The organism is uncultured Jannaschia sp., assembly GCF_947494055.1.
In the GTDB taxonomy this organism is placed as follows: domain Bacteria; phylum Pseudomonadota; class Alphaproteobacteria; order Rhodobacterales; family Rhodobacteraceae; genus Jannaschia.
Genome location: NZ_CANLTR010000199.1, coordinates 1 through 412, shown reverse-complemented (window position 1 = coordinate 412; position 412 = coordinate 1). Strand labels below are relative to the sequence as shown.

Genomic DNA, 412 nt, shown 5'->3' with positions numbered 1-412 from the left:
CGCCAGCGCCGCCCGTTCCTGGTCGCGCACCGCCTGCGTCGTGTAGCGCCCGGCGAACCGGCCCGTCTCCGGGTCGTAGAGCGCCAGGACGCCCGCGTGGCCCAGCACCCGCCCCTTCACCGCGACGTGCTCGTCGCCGTCGTGGATGTGCTTCGCCAGATGCCGGTCGAGCTCGCGTTCGGTGAAGCTCGCATTGCCGCGGGTCAGCACCGCCAGCACCGTTTCCGGGTCCCGCGCCGCGGCGGCGTTCTCGCGCGCGACCGCTTCGGCCCGCACCACCGCTGCCGCGCCGGGCACCCGCATGCGCACCGGCCCCACATGCTGCCCCGGCACCGCGGCGATCGCGTCGACCCGGAGTTCCAGCCCGTGCGCGGCGAAGTACGCATCCTGATGCGCCCGCCAGAGCTCGCCC

The 412-nt window shown here is 75.5% G+C and carries 1 protein-coding gene; it reads right to left on the bottom strand.

Translation table 11 applies throughout. The features are described 5' to 3' along the window. Positions 1 to 412, bottom strand: a 412-nt coding sequence (locus Q1A87_RS23835) for a hypothetical protein (RefSeq protein ID WP_299657384.1), incomplete at both ends; no start/stop codon positions are given.